Origin of the sequence: Blastococcus aggregatus (assembly GCF_900221005.1) — a bacterium.
Lineage (GTDB): Bacteria > Actinomycetota > Actinomycetes > Mycobacteriales > Geodermatophilaceae > Blastococcus > Blastococcus aggregatus.
This window is the reverse complement of record NZ_OBQI01000001.1, coordinates 559118-574876: the sequence shown is the minus strand read 5'-3', so window position 1 is coordinate 574876 and position 15759 is coordinate 559118. Positions and strand designations below refer to the sequence as shown.

Below are 15759 nucleotides of genomic sequence, written 5' to 3'. Positions count from 1 at the left end.
TGTTCTGTCCGGGGGCTCCCTGTGCGGGAGCCCCCGGAGCGGGATCAGGAGAGGCGCTCGATGACCATCGCCATGCCCATGCCGCCACCGACGCACATGGTCTCGAGACCGAACGTCTTGTCGCGGGTCTGCAGGCCGTTGATCAGCGTGCCGGTGATGCGGGCACCGGTCATGCCGAACGGGTGGCCGACGGCGATGGCGCCACCGTTGACGTTCAGCTTGTCGATGTCGATGTTCAGGTCCCGGTAGCTCGGGATGACCTGAGCGGCGAACGCCTCGTTGATCTCCACGAGGTCGATGTCGTCGATGGTCATGCCCGCGCGCTTGAGGGCCACCCGCGACGCGTCCACCGGGCCGTAGCCCATGATCTCCGGCGAGAGGCCGGTGACCGCGGTGGAGACGATGCGGGCCAGCGGCGTGAGGCCCAGCTCGGCGGCCTTCGTGTCGCTCATGACGATCACGGCGGCGGCGCCGTCGTTGAGCGGGCAGGCGTTTCCGGCGGTCGCGCGGCCGTTGGGGCGGAAGGCCGGCTTGAGGCCGGACAGGCCCTCGACGGTGGTGCCGCGACGCGGGCCGTCGTCCTGGCTGACCACGGTGCCGTCCGGCGTGGTGACGGGGGTGATCTCGCGGGCCCAGAAGCCGTTGTCGATCGACTCCACGGCCAGGTTCTGGCTGCGGGCGGCGAACTCGTCCATCTCCTGGCGGGAGACGTCCTTGATCAGCGCGAGGTTCTCGGCGGTCTGGCCCATGCCGATGTAGACGTCGGGCAGTGCGCCGTTCTCGCGCGGGTCCTCCCACGTCTCGGCGCCGCTCTCGGCATCCTTGGCCGCCTTGGCCTGGGCCTCCTCGAAGAGCGGGTTCTTCGTGTCCGGCAGGCCGTCGCTGTTGCCCTTGACGAAGCGGGACACCATCTCGACGCCGGCGGAGATGTAGACGTCGCCCTCGCCGGCCTTGATGGCGTGCATCGCCATGCGGGTGGTCTGCAGCGAGGAGGAGCAGTAGCGGGTGATCGTGGTGCCGGGCAGGTGGTCCATGCCCATGAGGACGCTGACGACGCGGCCCATGTTGTAGCCCTGCTCGCCACCGGGGAGACCGACGCCGAGCATCAGGTCGTCGATGTCGCGCGGGTCGAGGGACGGCACCTTGTCCAGCGCCGCGCGCACGATGGCGGCGGCGAGGTCGTCGGGGCGCATGTCCTTCAGCGAGCCCTTGAAGGCGCGGCCGATGGGGGAGCGGGCGGTGCTGACGATGACTGCTTCGGGCATGGGTCCTCCACGATGAGGGGGTCCGGCCACGATCTCGCCGGACGTCGGGTCGCCTCTGAAGCTACCCCGGGCGCCTCCCGGGCTATGAGCCGCGGCACACGAGGGCAGGCCGGTGTGGTCCGCGTCACCCGGAGGTCAGGGCGCGACCGGCTCGCGGTCGGCCTCCTCCGCCGTCGGCAGGTCCGGGGGCCGGCGGCGGCGCAGCAGCGCCCAGCCCCCCCAGGGTCCGGACTCCGTGCCGGGCACCTCGGCGGGCTGGACCTCGCTGCCCGTCCGGCTGGCGGCCCGGGCCGCGGCGCTGGCGACGGGGCGGACCGAGTCGCGCCGCAGGGGGCCCCGGCGCCGGTCGGCCGACGCCGGCCAGACGCCGAGCGAGTCCGCGACCGAGGGCAGGATCACCGCGGCCGCGTGCGCGTAGCCCACGGCGCTGGGGTGGAACTCGTCGCGGCTGAACATGTCGCGGTCCGAGGCGAACGTGGGGCCGAGCACCGAGCCCAGCGACACCGTGCGGCCGCCGGCCTCCACGACGGCGATGGTCTGCGCCGCGGCCATCTGCCGGCTCCAGCGCCGCGCCAGGGTGCGCAGCGGCTGCCGGATCGGTCGGATCGTGCCGAGGTCGGGGCAGGTGCCGACGACGACCTCGGCGCCCGCGTCCGTCAGCCGGCGGACGGCGTCCCCGAGGTGGCGGACCGAGACGGCCGGTCGGGTGCGGCTGGTGACGTCGTTCGCGCCGATCATGATCAGGGCGACGTCCGGGTGCTCCTGGAGGGCGGCGTCGACCTGCGCGTCCAGCTGCGGCGACCTGGCGCCCGAGACGGCCAGCCGGGTGAGTCGCACAGGGCGCTCGGCCAGCTCGGTCAGGGCCGCGGCGATCAGCACGCCCGGGGTCTGGGTGGCCCGTTCGACGCCCAGGCCCACCGCGCTCGAGTCGCCCAGCACGGTGAAGGAGATCGGCTTCCCGCGCCCGCGGCCGTAGACCCCGTCGCCGGACGGTGGGTCGGGGTCGCGGCGGGCGTCGACGCGACGCCGCGCGGCCCGTGCCTCCTCGCGGATCAGGGCGAACAGCGCGGCACCGGCCAGGCCGACGCCACCGCCGCCGTAGGCGGCACCGGTCGCCAGCCGCCGTGCCACGGTCGCTCGCGTCACGCTGCCCCCTCCGGCCGTCCGGGCGGCCCCCGATGGCCGAGCACCGAGGCTATCCGCCACCTACCGTGCCCCTGTGGCACTCTCCCCCGACGGTATGACCCCGCCCGAGGCGCTCGACGACCGGAGCCGGCTGATCGTGGACGTGCTGGTCGACGCCTTCGCCGACCTGATGGCGGCCGACGCCGGGGCCTTCCGCGCCAAGTTCCGCAAGATGGCCGCGGACCCGTTCGCCTTCTACCGGGGCAGCGCCTGCCTGTTCTACGCCGACATGGCGACGGAGGAGGACCGCTGGAGCGACGAGCGGACGTCGCGCGTGTGGATCCACGGTGACCTGCACGCGGAGAACTTCGGCACCTACATGGACGCGAACGGCCGGATCGTCTTCGACGTCAACGACTTCGACGAGGCCTACCTCGGGCACGTGAGCTGGGACCTGCGCCGCTTCGCGGCCAGCTTCGCCCTCCTGGCCTGGCGCAAGGCGTTCTCCGACGAGGTGATCGGCGAGCTGCTCGTCGTCTACCTGGACGCCTGGCTCGACCAGGTGGAGGCGTTCACCCGTTCCGACGCCGATCGCGACTTCGCCCTCGTGGCCGGCAACACCGAGGGCGCGGTGCACGACCTGATCCGCCGGACGGCCACCCGCACCCGCCTCGGCCTGCTGGAGCGGATGACGGCGGTGGAGGACGGCGAGCGGCGCTTCGCCGACTCCTCGCGCAACCGGCGGCTGGACGACGCCGAGCGCGACGAGGTCCTGGCCGCGCTGGAGCGGTACAAGGCGACGCTGCCGCCCCGCCCGTGGCGCCGCGAGGTCGCCTACGACGTGAAGGACCTCATCGGCACCGGTGGCTTCGGCATCGGCAGCGCCGGGCTGCCGGCCTACAACGTGCTGCTGGAGGGCTACGACCAGGCGCTGGAGAACGACGTCGTCCTGTCGGTGAAGCAGGGCAACGTGCCCGCGCCCAGCCGGATCGTCGACGACGCGGAGATCGCCGGCTACTTCCAGCACGAGGGGCACCGGACGGCGGTGAGCCGGCGGGCGCTCCAGTCGCACGCCTCCCAGTTCCTGGGCTACACCGACATCCGTGGGGCGGGCTTCGTCGTCGCCGAGCTGTCGCCCTACGAGCTCGACCTCGACTGGGAGGACCTCACCGAGCCCGACGAGATCCGGCCGGTGCTCGCCCAGCTGGGCCGCGCCACGGCGAAGCTGCACTGCGTGGGCGACGCCGACAGCGACCACACGCTGGTGCCGTTCCAGACCGAGGAGGCGATCGGCGCGATGCTCGGTGGGCGGCGGCGGGAGTTCGTCGACGACGTCGTCGCGTTCGCGCACACCTACGCGCGCCGGGCCCAGGAGGACCACCGGCTCTTCGTCGACGCCTTCCGCGCCGGCGCGATCCCCGGAATCAGCTCGAGCACCTGAGCCTCGGGGCTCACCGCGTCCGGCGGCCCCGGCGCGTGCGCAGGTAGTCGGCGACCACGAACTCGCCGAGCCGGTCGCTGTCGGGAGTGAAGACCCGGCCGCCGGCCCGCTCGGTCAGGTCGTGCACGAAGTGCACCAGGCCGGGGTCGGGGTCGAGCGCGAACACGTTGACCGTGGCTCCGGTCCGGGCCACGCGCTCCACCTCGGCGACCGTGCGGGCGATCGTCTCGGGCATCGGGGGCCAGCAGAAGAACGGCGTCCCGTCGTCCTCGAGGTGCGCGGTCGGCTCGCCGTCGGTGACGACCAGGACGACGGGCTCGGCGTCGTGGTGCTTGGCCAGGAACCGCCGGGCGAGCATCAGCCCGTGCTGCAGGTTGGTGCCCTGCAGCGTGTCCACCGACAACTCGGCCAGCGTCGAGGGCTGCAGCACCTGGGCGGTCGAGGCGAACCCGATGATCTCGATCGCGTCCTGCGGGAAGCGGGTGGTCACCAGCGAGTGCAGTGCCATGGCGGTGGACTTCGCCGCACCCCAGGTGCCGCGCAGCGCCATGGAGTAGGAGAGGTCGACCAGCAGCGCGACCGCCGCCCCGGTGCGCCGCTCGGTCTCGACGACCTCGAAGTCCTCGACCGCGATCCGCACGCGGCGGCTGTCGTCGGCCCGGGGCTCGTGCGCCGTGCGGAGGACGGCGTTCTTCACGGTGCGGACGACGTCGAGCGGCTGCTCGTCGCCGAACCGCCACTCCCGCGAGCTGCCGGTGAGCTCACCGGCAGCGCCCGCGTCGGCGACGTCGTGGTCCCCGCGGCCGGCGGCGTCGAGCTGGGCGAACACCCGCCGCAGCGCCGTCGCCCCGAGGCGGCGGACCGCCTTGGGGGAGAGCTCCAGCTTGCCGCCGGAGCGGTTGAGGTAGCCCTGCCGCTCGAGTTCGGTCTCCATCTGCCGCAGCGCCGCGAGGTCGTCGACGGCGGGGCGGCCGAGCGCGCGCTCGAGCAGTTCCTCGTCGATGTCGGCGAGCGAGGCGCCGGCGTAGCCCTGGGACAGCTGGTTGGACAGCGCCTCGAGGTCGGCGAGCTCGGCGACGGCGGAGGTGGCGTCGCCCATGCCGAGGGCCTGTTCGCCGTCGGGCACCTGCCCGCGCCGGCCCCACGGCAGGTCCGGGCGGGCCTGGCGCAACGCGTCGCCGAGGTGGGCCATCTCGCTGGCCAGCCCCATGTCCTCCATGGTCTGCGCCATGAGGTCGGCGAGCTCGGCGCGCTGCTCGGGGGAGAGACCGGCCATCATCCGTTCCTGCGCGGCCGCCCGGCGGGCGAGGGAGTCGATCAGCTCCTCGACCGTCTGCGGGTCGTCCGGGAAGAACTGCCCGTGCTTCTCCATGAACTCGGCGAAGCGCTCGTCGGTGTCCTCGCCGCGGTTGTGCGCGTCGACGAGCTGGGAGAGGTCGGCGACCATGTCCTTGATCGCCTGCATGTCCTGCTCGCCGGCGCTCTCCAGCGCCTGCTTCATCGAGGCGAAGGAGCTGTCGAGCACCTCGCGGCGGAGCAGGTCCTGGATCTGCTCGTAGGCCTGCCGCGCGTCCTCGGACCGCCACTGCCAGTCCTTGAGCGCGCGCACCGCGCCGGCGGTGTCCTCGGGCAGCGCATCGAGCTCGCCCTCGGCCAGCCGGGCGGCGTCGTCCGGGTCGGGGAACAGCTCGCGGCGCTCGGCTTCCACCGCGCGGTCGAGCAGCTCGCGCACCTCCTGCAGCGTGCCGTCCATCCGGCCGGCGGTGCGGGCCTTGCGCAGCCGCTCGCGCACCGAGCGGCGCAGCTCGTCGAGGCCGCGGCGGCCCTCGGCGCCGCGGCGCAGCAGCTCGCGCAGCGCCTCGCGCACGCCGCTGCCGCCCAGGACGGAGTCGCCGATCTCGTCGACGGCGTTGCCCAGGTCGTAGGGGGGTGCGAGCGGGTCCGGCCCGCCGTGCCAACGCGCGTAGCGGTAGCCCCTCGCGGGGCGCCGGGTGGTCACCTCAGGCCCCGTAGATCGTGCGGCCGCCGTCGGTGTCCTTGGCCAGCCGCCGGGTCAGGTACAGGCCCTCCAGGGCGAACTCCACCGCGGCCGCGGCCTGCTCGGCCGAGTGTTCGCCCTCGGGGACGCCGAGGCGGCCCAGCAGCTCGGCCAGCTTCGGGATGGTGCCGAGCTGCCCGAGCAGGGCCGGGGCGCTCACCAGCTCGCCGGACTCGACGGTCTCCCCGCCGGTGAAGTGCTCCTGCAGGCCGGTGAGGTCCAGCCCGGCGCAGCGGGCGCGGAAGGTCTGCGCGGTCGCCTGCCGGAGCAGGTGGTCGAGGATCTCCAGCTCGCGGTCGTCGTCGTTGTCGCTGCCGGAGTCGGCGAACTCGACCTTGCCGCGGCTGGCGGGGACGACGCTGGGAAGGTCCACCACGCGGGCGACCGGCCGGGTCTCGCCGGCGATGGCGGCCCGGCGGACGGCGGAGGCGGCGACGGTCTCCAGGCCGGCGATCGCGAACCGGGCGCTGACGCCGGAGCGCTGGTCGACGTGGGTGGACTCGCGGACCAGGCGGGTGAAGCGGGCGACGATCTCCACGAGGTGCTCGGGGACGAGGGGGGCGGTGAGGCCGTCGCCGCCCAGCGCGGACGTCTGCGCCTCCTGGTGCAGCAGCCGGATCTCGTCGGCGAGCTCGATCGGGTAGTGGGTGCGCACCTCGGCGCCGAACCGGTCCTTCAGCGGGGTGATGATCCGGCCGCGGTTGGTGTAGTCCTCGGGGTTGGCGCTGGCGACCAGCAGCAGGTCCAGGGGCAGCCGCACCCGGTAGCCGCGGATCTGGATGTCGCGCTCCTCGAGCACGTTGAGCAGCGCCACCTGGATGCGCTCGGCGAGGTCGGGCAGCTCGTTGACGCTGAAGATGCCGCGGTTGGTGCGCGGGACCAGCCCGTAGTGCACCGTCTCCGGGTCACCCAGCGTGCGGCCCTCGGCGACCTTGATCGGGTCGACGTCGCCGATGAGGTCGCCGACGCTGGTGTCCGGGGTCGCCAGCTTCTCCCCGAACCGCTCGCTGCGGTGCAGCCAGCCCACGGGGGTGGCGTCGCCGTGCTCGGCGATCTGCCGGTGCGCCCAGACGCTGATCGGGGCCAGCGGGTGCTCGTTGAGCTCGCTGCCGGTCAGCACCGGCGTCCACTCGTCGAGCAGGCCGACGAGGGTGCGGATCAGCCGGGTCTTGCCCTGGCCGCGCTCGCCCAGGAGCACCAGGTCGTGCCCGGCGATGAGGGCCCGCTCGACCTCGGGCAGCACGGTGTCCTCGAAGCCCACCATGCCCGGCAGGCTGGGCTCGCCGCGGCCGAGGCGGGCGAGCAGGTTGGCGCGGATCTCGGCCTTGACCGGGCGGGGGGTCGCGCCGCTCGCGCGCAGTTCGCCCAGGGTCGTGGCAGCGGGGGAAGGGGTGGTCGGTCCGGCAGCGTCCGTCACCCCAGGAACGGTACGACGCGGACGGCGGGAACGGAGCCCCTCGCGGGATCGCTCTCCCAGCCCGATCGCCGATGACTCCGGCGCCCACGCGCGGTCTCCGTCGGTATGCATCGCACAGATTCCTCTCCGCCGGCCGCGAAAACTGCTCGGAAACCGTCGGTGCCCGGCTCTAGCGTGGCCGGCATGACCGACGCGATAGTCGTCGAGGGCCTGGTGAAGCGCTTCGGCGCCACCACGGCCCTCGACGGAGTGGACCTGACCGTGGCCGAGGGGTCCGTGCTCGGGCTGCTGGGCCCCAACGGTGCCGGCAAGACGACCGTGGTGCGCATCCTGACCACGCTGCTGGCGGCCGACGAGGGCCGGGCGGAGGTGGCCGGTCTCGACGTGGTGCGCGACGCCGACGAGGTCCGCGCCGCCATCGGGCTCACCGGCCAGTACGCGGCGGTGGACGAGTACCTGACCGGCTTCGAGAACCTGGAGATGGTGGGCCGGCTCTACCGCCTGCCCAAGACGGAGGCACGCGCCCGGGCGGGTGAGCTGCTGGAGCGGTTCGACCTGGTCGGCGCCGCGAACCGCCCGGCGAAGACCTACTCCGGCGGCATGCGCCGCCGGCTGGACATCGCCGCGTCGCTGATCAACCGGCCCCGGGTGCTGTTCCTGGACGAGCCGACGACCGGGCTCGACCCGCGCAGCCGGCTGGCGATGTGGGAGTTCATCGCCGAGCTCGCCGACGGCGGCACCACCATCCTGCTGACCACGCAGTACCTGGAGGAGGCCGACCGGCTGGCCGACCGCATGGTCGTCATCGACCGCGGTCAGGTCATCGCGCGGGGCACCGCCGACGAGCTGAAGGCCCAGGTGGGCGGTGAGCGGCTGGAGTTCACCGTCACCGACGCGGCCGCTCTGCCGACGATGGTGGAGGCGCTGCGGCCGCTCGGTGTCGACGAGCCGAACGTCGACGTCGCGAGCCGGCGGTTCTCGATGCCGGTGAGCGGCGGTGCCGATGTGCTCGCCGAGGCGTTGCGCCGGCTCGACGGCGCGACCGCGCAGATCTTCGACATCGGCCTGCGCCGACCCGATCTCGACGACGTCTTCCTCGCCCTGACCGGGCATGCGGCCGAGGACGTCGCCACCGACGACGAGCAGCCGGCCGAGCCGGCCGTGTCCGGAGGAGTCCGATGAGCAGCCTCGCCGCGACGTTGTCCGACAGCGCCGTCATCACCAAGCGCAACCTGATCAAGGTCAAGCGCGTGCCCGACCTGATCGTCTTCGCGACCCTCTCGCCGATCATGTTCGTGCTGTTGTTCCGGTACGTCTTCGGTGGGGCGATCAACCTGCCGCCGGGCATCAACTACGCCGAGTTCCTGCTGCCGGGCATCTTCGCCCAGACCGTCGTCTTCGGGTCCACGGTCACCGGCGCCTCGATCGCCGAGGACCTGCAGAAGGGGCTCATCGACCGGTTCCGCTCGCTGCCGATGTCACGTGCCGCGGTGCTGATCGGGCGGACGGTGGCCGACGCCGGTCTGAACGTCATCTCGATCACGGTCATGGCGCTGACCGGGCTGGCCGTGGGCTGGCGGATCAACTCCTCGGTGGTCGAGGCGATCGGCGGTTTCCTCCTGCTGCTGGTCTTCGCCTATGCGATCAGCTGGCTGATGGCGCTGGTCGGTCTCCTGGTGCGCACGCCGGAGGTCGTGAACAACGCCAGCTTCATGGTGATCTTCCCGCTCACCTTCGCGTCGAACGCCTTCGTGCCCCTGGAGTCCTTCCCGTCGGTGCTCCAGACGTTCGCCGAGTGGAACCCGGTGTCCACCGTCGTGCAGGCGGCCCGGGAGCTGTTCGGCAACACCGTCCCGGGGGCTCCGGTGCCCGAGGCCTGGCCGTTGCAGCACCCGGCGCTCTACACGCTGCTGTGGACGGCGATCATCCTGGCGGTGTTCGTGCCGCTGTCGGTGCGCACCTACCGCCGCACGGCCGCCCGTTGAGGATCAGGATGTAATACCCGGGATGAGCGCTGACGAGATCTCTCCCGCGAACCCGCTGTTCCGCCCCTCGCCGCTGCCCTTCGGGCTGCCGCCGTTCGGCGAGATCACCCCGGAGCACTGCCGGGAGGCGCTGCTGGCCGGGATGGCCGAGCAGCGCGCGGAGGTGGCGGCGATCGTCGGGTCCGAGGAGCCACCGAGCTTCGAGAACACCGTCGTGGCGATGGAGCGCTCCGGCCGCCTCCTCACCCGGGCGTGGAGCGTCTTCGGCACCCTGACGTCGTCGGTCTCCTCGCCGCGGCTGCGGGAGATCGAGCGGGAGATCGCGCCGCTGGCCGCCGCGCACTCCGACGCCCTGCGGCTGGACCCGGCGCTGTTCGGCCGCATCGACGGTGTGCACACCGCGCGGCGCGACCGGGGCCTGGACGAGGAGTCCGTCCGGCTGGTCGAGCGGTACCACCTGGACTTCCGGCTCTCCGGCGCGCAGCTCGACGAGGCGGGGCGGGCCCGGCTCACCGGGCTGAACCAGGAGCTCTCCGGCCTGACGACGACGTTCGGCCAGAACGTGCAGCTGGCGATGGAGGCGGCCGCGGTCCACGTGACCGAGGCCGACCAGCTGGACGGGCTCGGCGCCGAGGAGGTCGCCGCGGCGCGGACCGCCGCGGTCGACCGCGGCCTCGAGGGCTGGCTGCTGCCGCTGCTCCTTCCCAGCCGGCAGCCGCTGCTGGCCAAGCTGCGCAACCGGGAGCTGCGCCGGCGGGTGCACGAGGCCTCGGTGAACCGGGCCTCGTCCGGCGAGCACGACAACGGTCCGGTGGCCGTCCGCATCGCCACGCTGCGGGCCGAGCGCGCGCGGCTGCTGGGCTTCGACACCCACGCCGACCTCGTGCTCGCCGACCAGACCGCCCGCACCACCGAGGCCGTCGACGCGATGCTCGCCTCGATGGTCCCCGCGTCGGTGGCCAACGCCGAGGCCGAGGCCGAGGTCCTCGCCGAGGCCGCCGCCCGCGACGGCGTGGAGCTGGCGCCCTGGGACTGGGCGTTCTACAGCGAGCAGGTCCGCACCGAGCGCTACGCCGTCGACACCGCCGCCCTGCGGCCGTACTTCGAGCTGGACCGGGTGCTGGTGGACGGCGTCTTCCACGCCGCCGAGCTGCTCTACGGCTTCCGGTTCACCCCGCGGCCGGACCTGGCCGGCTACCACGCCGAGGTCCGGGTCTGGGAGGTCACCGACGCCGACGGCTCCGCGCTCGGGCTGTACGTGGGTGACTACTTCGCCCGCGAGGGCAAGCGCGGTGGCGCCTGGATGAACTCGTTCGTGACGCAGTCGCGGCTGCTCGGGACGTCTCCGGTCGTCGTCAACAACCTGAACGTCTCCCGGCCGCCGGCCGGTCAGCCCGCGCTGCTGACGCTGGACGAGGTCGACACGCTGTTCCACGAGTTCGGGCACGCGCTGCACGGCCTCAGCTCTGCGGTCACCTACCCGCGGTTCGCCGGGACCAGCGTGCCGCGGGACTTCGTCGAGTTCCCCAGTCAGGTCAACGAGATGTGGGCGGCCTGGCCCGAGGTGCTGTCCCACTACGCCCGGCACGTGGACACCGGGGAGCCGATCCCGGCCGCGGCGGTGGAGGCGGTCGACGCCGGGCGGCTGTGGGGCGAGGGCTTCGCGACCCTCGAGTACCTGGCCGCCACGTTGCTGGACCAGGCCTGGCACCGGATCGCACCGGACACCGAGATCGGTGACCCGGTGGAGTTCGAGCGCGCCGCCCTGGAGAAGGCCGGCGTCGCCTCGGACCTGGTCCCGCCCCGCTACCGGACGACGTACTTCAACCACGTCTTCGCCGGTGGCTACTCGGCCGGCTACTACTCCTACATCTGGTCCGAGGTGCTCGACGCCGACACCGTGGAGTGGTTCAAGGAGAACGGTGGGCTGACCCGGGCCAACGGGGACGCCTTCCGAGAGAAGCTGCTTGCCGTCGGCGGCTCGGTCGACCCGCTGTCGGCGTTCCGTGCCGTCCGGGGCCGGGACGCCGACCCCGCCCCGCTGCTCAGGAGACGCGGCTTGGCCCGCTGAGGTCTGGTCGTGCCGAGTGGGCCCCGGAGGGGTCCGCGCAGGCGCGACGGAGGCGCTCCACGCCACGGGGGGACGGCTCCTGGCCGCGGTGCGATCCGGAGGATCGCGATGTCATAGCCAGGGCAGCGACAGCACCAGTTCGAGGTCGTCGGGGGCGTCGCCGTCGCGCACGAGCCGGTTGGGCTGGCGGTGGCCGCACGCCGTGCAGCGGTGCACCACCTGCCAGCCCTTGCCGGACTTCTCCACCAGCCCGATCGGCTCCATCGGCTGGCGGCACCCGCTGGCCCGGTCGCCGGGGAGGTCGTCGACGTGCAGCGACCACAGGCAGTACGGGCAGTGGTTGCGGTAGTGCCCGTCGGTGTTGGCGGGCACCGGGATCGTGCAGTGCACGCACGCGAACCCGGTGTTCTCTGCCCGTCGGGAGCGGGTCACGGTGCGGGTCAGGGGACGAAGGGCTCGACGCCCACGACCTCGACGGTGATGTCGCGGCCGTTGGGCGCCTGGTAGGTCACCGATGCGCCCGGGGCGGCGCCCATGATCGCCGCGCCCAGCGCGGACTCGGGGGAGTAGACGTCCAGGTCGGTGGTGCCGGCGATCTCGCGCGAGCCGAGCAGGAACTTCTCCGTGTCGTCGTCACCGGCGAACCGGATGGTGATCACGGTGCCGAGCTCGGCGTTGGTCGCCGTCGTCGGGGGCTCGCCGACGCGGGCCTTGCGCAGCAGGTCGGTGAGCTGCCGGATGCGGCCCTCCTGCTTGCCCTGCTCGTCCTTGGCGGCGTGGTAGCCGCCGTTCTCCTTGAGGTCGCCCTCTTCGCGGCGCGCGTTGATCTCGGCGGACATGGCCGGACGGTTCGCCACCAGCTGGTCGAGCTCGGCCTTCAGCCGGTCGTAGGCGACCTGGGTCAGCCAGACGCCCTGGTCCTGCTCGTCAGTGGGGGTGGACACGACGGACTCCTGAGAATCGGGAGGCCGCCCCCGAACGGGGACGGCCGCTGGTCGAACGGTCAAGTTAACACCGCATCGGAGCACGGTGCACGGAGCCGGAAAGGCGCCCCGGGATGCGGAACGGTACCGGATCAGGCGTGACGGAGAGCACATCTCGCCCGTCCGGGGGACCGACCAGCACCGTTGCGTCGCGGCCGACGGGAGGGCCCGCCGGCTTCCCGGCCGGACGGGGGACAATGCACCGGTGACCCGACCCGACCAGCTGCGTCTGCTCGCCGTGCACGCCCATCCGGACGACGAGTCGAGCAAGGGCGCCGCCACCATGGCCAAGTACGTCGCCGAGGGCGTGCGCGTCATGGTGGCCACCTGCACCGGGGGAGAGCGCGGTTCCGTGCTCAACCCGGCCATGGACCGGCCCGAGGTCTGGGAGCGGCTGCCCCAGATCCGTGCCGAGGAGATGGCGAAGGCCCGCGACATCCTCGGCGTCGAACAGGAGTTCCTCGGCTTCGTCGACTCCGGGCTGCCCGAGGGCGACCCGCTGCCGCCGCTGCCCGAGGGGTGCTTCGCGCTCGTGCCGGTAGAGGAGGCCGCCGCACCGCTCGTGGCGCTGATCCGCCGGTTCCGGCCGCACGTGCTCACCACCTACGACGAGCGCGGCGGCTACCCGCACCCCGACCACATCAAGACCCACGAGGTCTCGATGCACGCGTTCGACGCCGCAGGCGATCCGGACCGGTACCCGGAGCTCGGCGAGCCCTGGCAGCCGAGCAAGCTCTACTACCACATGAGCTTCACGCTGCCCCGGACGAAGGCCCTGCACGAGGCGATCCTGGCCACCGGTGCCGAGTCGCCCTACACGGAGTGGCTGGCCAACTGGGATCCGGCGCGGGACATCTCCCACCGGGTGACCACGCGGGTGCCGTGCGGGGAGTACTTCGCCGTCCGTGACGCCGCGCTCATCGCGCACGCCACCCAGATCGACCCGCTGGGCCGCTGGTTCGCCTGCCCGATCGAGACCCAGCAGGAGATCTGGCCGACGGAGGACTACGAGCTCGCCCGCTCTCTGGTCGACACCCCCGTACCGGAGGACGATCTGTTCGCCGGCCTGCGCAGCGAGGTAGGAGTCCGATGAGCACCGCTTTCCAGACCGTCCTGGCCGCCGAGGAGCTGCCCGAGGACATCGGCAAGGCCGGCCCGCTGGGCCTGCTGCTGATCGTGGTCCTGCTGATCGCCACGGCGCTGCTGGTGAAGTCCATGTCCGGGCACCTGAAGAGGCTGCCGCGCAGCTTCGACCCGGCCGACCAGGAGCCCGGGATCGTCGTCCCCGACGACCTCTCCGAGCTGGACGCGCGGTCGGAGCCCGGCCAGGAGCTGCTGGACACCCTGCGCCGGGCGCCGCTGGCGATCGAGCCGCCGCGGGACGACGACCGCCGGAACGGGCCCGCGGCGCAGGGCTGACGCCGTTCGCTGTCGGCGCACGCGCCGGGCTTGTGCGGCGACCACCGCGGTCTACCGTTGTAAGCGTGTAATCACCACGCTGCCTCGGGAGGCCGCCATGCACGCACACCGTTTCGCCGAAGCCGACTTCGGGGCCGCGTTCCGCCGCGGTCGCGGTCGCGGGTCCGGCAGCCGGAGCCAGGAGACGCCGCCGGTCGAGCGCGCGGAGGTGGCCGGCTGGTTCGCCGGCCGGCTCCCGGACGGCTGGTTCACCGGGCCGGTCGAGCTCACCGTCGACCGCGACGAGATCACCGTGGTGGGCACGCTGCCCGAACCCGCCGCCGGTGAGGGGGACGCCGCCGCGGCGCAGGCCGGGCGGATCGCCCGCTTCCGCGAGGACACCCGCAGCGAGCGGATGGCGATCGCGGACGCCGCCCAGGAGCGCTACGGCCGCTCGGTGGCGTGGGGCGCCGCCTGCGGCACGAGCCGGGAGCTGTTCACCACCCTGTCGATGCCCGTCATGACCCGGCTGCGCCAGCCCGAGCGGCTCGTCCTGGACACCCTGGTGGACGCCGGGGTCGCCCGGTCGCGGTCGGAGGCGCTGGTCTGGGCCGTGCGCCTGGTGGGCCGCAACGCCGACGAGTGGCTGGCCGAGCTGCGCCGGGCGATGGCGTCGGTGGAGGAGGTCCGGGCGCGGGGGCCGCAGGCCGACTGAGCCGACCAGGGACACTGGGCGACGTGACCGCCAGTGCCGTCCCCGCCGCGACCGACGTCCTCGTGGTGGGGGCCGGTCCGGCCGGCTCCGCCGCCGCGGCCTGGGCTGCGCGCTCCGGGCGGGACGTCGTCCTCGCCGACGCCTCCGTCTTCCCCCGGGACAAGACCTGCGGCGACGGCCTGACCCCGCGCGCCATCGCCGAGCTGGACCTCCTCGGCCTCGGCGACTGGGCGCGCGGCAAGGCGCGGAACCGGGGGCTGCGGGCCGCCGGCTTCGGGCGGGAGTGGCAGCTGCCCTGGCCCGGCGGCGAGCTCCCCGACCACGGCAGCGCGGTGCCCCGCACCGAGCTCGACGCGCGGATCCGGCAGGTCGCCCTGGACGCGGGGGTCACCCCCGCGGACGGCGCCCGGGCGGTCGACGTCGAGCGCGACGGCGAGCAGGTCCGCGCGGTGGTGTTCGAGCACACCGACGGCACCCGGTCGACGGTGGCGTGCGGGCGGCTCGTCGTCGCCGACGGGGTCCGCTCACCGCTGGGCCGCGTGCTGGGCCGGGAGTGGCACCGCGACACCGCCTACGGGGTGGCCGCCCGCGGGTACGTGCGCTCGAGCCGCAGCGACGACGAGTGGATCTCCTCCCACCTCGAGCTCCGCGGGGTCGACGGCGAGCTGCTCTCGGGCTACGGCTGGGTCTTCCCGCTGGGGGCCGAGGCGGGCGAGGTCAACATCGGCGTCGGCACGCTGGCCACCGCCCGGCGCCCTGCCGGCGTGCAGCTCAAGCCGCTGCTGCAGAGCTACACCGACGCCCGCCGGGCCGAGTGGGGGATCGAGGGCGCCGTCCGGCTGCCGGCGTCCGCGCTGCTGCCGATGGGTGGCGCGGTGTCCGGCGTGGCCGGGCGGAACTGGGCCCTGATCGGTGACGCGGCCGGCTGCGTGAACCCGCTGAACGGCGAGGGGATCGACTACGGCCTGGAGACCGGCCGGACCATCGCCGGCCTGCTGGACGAGCCCGACTGGGCGACGGCGTGGCCGGCGACCCTCCGCCGGCACTACGGCGAGGCCTTCTCCATCGCCCGGCGCCTGGCCGGGCTGCTCACCCTCCCGCGCTTCCTGCCCGCGGCGGGGCCGGTGGGCATGCGCTCGCGCCCGCTGATGACCGTGGCCCTGCGGGTCATGGGGAACCTGGTCACCGAGTCCGACCGCGACCTCACCGCCCGGCTGTGGCGCACCGCGGGGCGGCTGTCGGTGCGGCTGGACGACCGCCCGCCCTTCAGCTGAGCCGGCCCCGCCGCGCCCAGCGGTGCTCGACTGCGTGCACTACTGCG

At 73.5% G+C, this 15759-nt stretch carries 14 protein-coding genes; 8 read left to right on the top strand and 6 right to left on the bottom strand.

Annotated elements, in window-relative coordinates; translation table 11 throughout:
- Positions 1–44: 44 nt before the first annotated feature.
- Positions 45–1265, bottom strand: a complete 1221-nt coding sequence (locus CRP29_RS02925) for an acetyl-CoA C-acetyltransferase (RefSeq protein ID WP_091986917.1) — start codon at positions 1263–1265, stop codon at positions 45–47.
- Between the two features lie 135 nt (positions 1266–1400).
- Positions 1401–2411: an SGNH/GDSL hydrolase family protein gene (locus CRP29_RS02920; protein ID WP_097193536.1), complete on the bottom strand. Its 1011-nt coding sequence runs from the start codon at positions 2409–2411 to the stop codon at positions 1401–1403.
- A gap of 73 nt (positions 2412–2484) precedes the next feature.
- Between CRP29_RS02920 and CRP29_RS02915 the strand changes: the two genes are divergently transcribed.
- Positions 2485–3831: a DUF2252 domain-containing protein gene (locus CRP29_RS02915; protein ID WP_245852352.1), complete on the top strand. Its 1347-nt coding sequence runs from the start codon at positions 2485–2487 to the stop codon at positions 3829–3831.
- Positions 3832–3841: 10 nt separating this feature from the next.
- Here CRP29_RS02915 and CRP29_RS02910 read toward each other — a convergent pair whose 3' ends face one another.
- Both CRP29_RS02910 and CRP29_RS02905 read right to left on the bottom strand, forming a co-directional pair.
- On the bottom strand, positions 3842–5830 hold the full coding sequence (locus tag CRP29_RS02910; protein WP_097193534.1) for a VWA domain-containing protein: 1989 nt from the start codon (positions 5828–5830) through the stop codon (positions 3842–3844).
- Position 5831: 1 nt separating this feature from the next.
- Positions 5832–7286 carry a sigma 54-interacting transcriptional regulator gene (locus CRP29_RS02905; RefSeq protein WP_097193533.1) on the bottom strand — a complete coding sequence of 485 codons (1455 nt, stop codon included), beginning with the start codon at positions 7284–7286 and terminating at the stop codon, positions 5832–5834.
- A 183-nt stretch (positions 7287–7469) separates the two neighbouring features.
- Between CRP29_RS02905 and CRP29_RS02900 the strand changes: the two genes are divergently transcribed.
- The 3 genes from CRP29_RS02900 to CRP29_RS02890 are packed head-to-tail and all read left to right on the top strand — an operon-like array spanning position 7470 to position 11342.
- Complete coding sequence (locus CRP29_RS02900) at positions 7470–8468, top strand: ATP-binding cassette domain-containing protein (RefSeq protein ID WP_097194058.1); 999 nt, start codon at positions 7470–7472, stop codon at positions 8466–8468.
- A complete protein-coding gene (locus tag CRP29_RS02895) occupies positions 8465–9271 on the top strand; it encodes an ABC transporter permease (RefSeq protein ID WP_097193532.1) in 807 nt (268 codons plus the stop codon). Before CRP29_RS02900 ends, CRP29_RS02895 begins: the two co-directional genes overlap by 4 nt.
- 22 nt (positions 9272–9293) lie before the next feature.
- Positions 9294–11342, top strand: coding sequence for a M3 family metallopeptidase (locus tag CRP29_RS02890; protein ID WP_097193531.1), 2049 nt, complete (start codon positions 9294–9296; stop codon positions 11340–11342).
- Between the two features lie 111 nt (positions 11343–11453).
- Here the strand turns inward: CRP29_RS02890 and CRP29_RS02885 are convergent, their stop codons facing one another.
- Both CRP29_RS02885 and greA read right to left on the bottom strand, forming a co-directional pair.
- A complete protein-coding gene (locus CRP29_RS02885) occupies positions 11454–11774 on the bottom strand; it encodes an RNHCP domain-containing protein (RefSeq protein ID WP_097193530.1) in 321 nt (106 codons plus the stop codon).
- An 8-nt stretch (positions 11775–11782) separates the two neighbouring features.
- Entirely contained in the window at positions 11783–12286 is a 504-nt protein-coding gene (greA, locus tag CRP29_RS02880) for a transcription elongation factor GreA (RefSeq protein WP_097193529.1), read from the bottom strand.
- A 244-nt stretch (positions 12287–12530) separates the two neighbouring features.
- Between greA and mca the strand changes: the two genes are divergently transcribed.
- The 4 genes from mca (at position 12531) to CRP29_RS02860 (ending at position 15712) form a co-directional block, all read left to right on the top strand.
- Positions 12531–13418, top strand: coding sequence for a mycothiol conjugate amidase Mca (gene mca / locus CRP29_RS02875; RefSeq protein ID WP_097193528.1), 888 nt, complete (start codon positions 12531–12533; stop codon positions 13416–13418).
- A complete protein-coding gene (locus CRP29_RS02870) occupies positions 13415–13744 on the top strand; it encodes a hypothetical protein (protein WP_097193527.1) in 330 nt (109 codons plus the stop codon). Before mca ends, CRP29_RS02870 begins: the two co-directional genes overlap by 4 nt.
- Positions 13745–13841: 97 nt before the next feature.
- The gene (locus tag CRP29_RS02865; protein WP_097193526.1) at positions 13842–14438 is read left to right on the top strand and encodes a hypothetical protein; all 597 of its coding nucleotides are present in this window, start codon (positions 13842–13844) and stop codon (positions 14436–14438) included.
- 23 nt (positions 14439–14461) lie between these two features.
- On the top strand, positions 14462–15712 hold the full coding sequence (locus CRP29_RS02860) for a geranylgeranyl reductase family protein (RefSeq protein ID WP_097193525.1): 1251 nt from the start codon (positions 14462–14464) through the stop codon (positions 15710–15712).
- Positions 15713–15759 lie beyond the last annotated feature (47 nt).

What these genes read in the sequence shown, in the direction of transcription:
- CRP29_RS02895 (WP_097193532.1), top strand. Translation starts at nt 8,465, where the DNA reads ATGAGCAGCCTCGCCGCGACGTTGTCCGACAGCGCCGTCATCACCAAG.
- CRP29_RS02865 (WP_097193526.1), top strand. Translation starts at nt 13,842, where the DNA reads ATGCACGCACACCGTTTCGCCGAAGCCGACTTCGGGGCCGCGTTCCGC.
- CRP29_RS02870 (WP_097193527.1), top strand. Translation starts at nt 13,415, where the DNA reads ATGAGCACCGCTTTCCAGACCGTCCTGGCCGCCGAGGAGCTGCCCGAG.
- CRP29_RS02890 (WP_097193531.1), top strand. Translation starts at nt 9,294, where the DNA reads ATGAGCGCTGACGAGATCTCTCCCGCGAACCCGCTGTTCCGCCCCTCG.
- CRP29_RS02900 (WP_097194058.1), top strand. Translation starts at nt 7,470, where the DNA reads ATGACCGACGCGATAGTCGTCGAGGGCCTGGTGAAGCGCTTCGGCGCC.
- CRP29_RS02925 (WP_091986917.1), bottom strand. Translation starts at nt 1,265, where the DNA reads ATGCCCGAAGCAGTCATCGTCAGCACCGCCCGCTCCCCCATCGGCCGC.